This is a genomic window from Roseateles sp. P5_E11 (assembly GCF_054049355.1).
Genome location: NZ_JBFUMO010001176.1, coordinates 1 through 617 on the forward strand (window position 1 = coordinate 1; position 617 = coordinate 617).

The 617-nt window shown below is 66.8% G+C and carries 1 protein-coding gene; it reads right to left on the minus strand.

The genetic code is table 11. The features are described from left to right. On the minus strand, window positions 1-600 hold a 600-nt coding region (locus ACXJKR_RS34180; RefSeq protein ID WP_457326644.1), incomplete at its 3' end, for a hypothetical protein. Window positions 601-617 lie beyond the last annotated feature (17 nt).

Below are 617 nucleotides of genomic sequence, written 5' to 3' on the forward strand. Positions count from 1 at the left end.
GCTGTAGGTTCCAGGGATTCGCAGGTAGGGGATCTGCTGCTTGTTGCTGAAGGTACGTTCGAACGCGCTGAGATAGTCGCGGACGTCGGCCGGGTCCCAGTTCGCTCGCAGATACGGCGCCAGGCTGCCCGTGCCTTCAGGCGGCAGCATCTGGGATTTGCGCCCCGGATCGACGCCGTCCCAGCCCCGCGCCGCATAGACCTGCGACTTCTCCTTCGCCGCCAGCAGCGCCAGCAGGAAGTACGCGGCCTCGGGCACCTTCGAATACTTGGAAATCACGCCGGCCCAGGAGGCACCGCTGGTGTTGCCGACCTGGTTGACGCCTGCGGTGCTGGTCCATTTGCCCCGCGCTATGTCGTAGTACGCGTGCGTTCCGGGCGCCGGCGCAGCGCCGGTCTTGCCCCTGACCTTGCTGCCCTGTTGTTGAGCCAGCGCGCCGAGGTCACCCCAGGTGAGCGCAAACGCCGCGCGGCCCGCCAGGAAATGGTCCCAGCCACGGCCATGGTTCCAGGTCAGCATCTCGCGCGGGCCGAACTTCACCAGTTCAACGAACAACTCGAGGGCGCGCACGTGGCCGGGGCTCTTGATCAGCGGCTCCATCGTCTGCGGGTCGAACC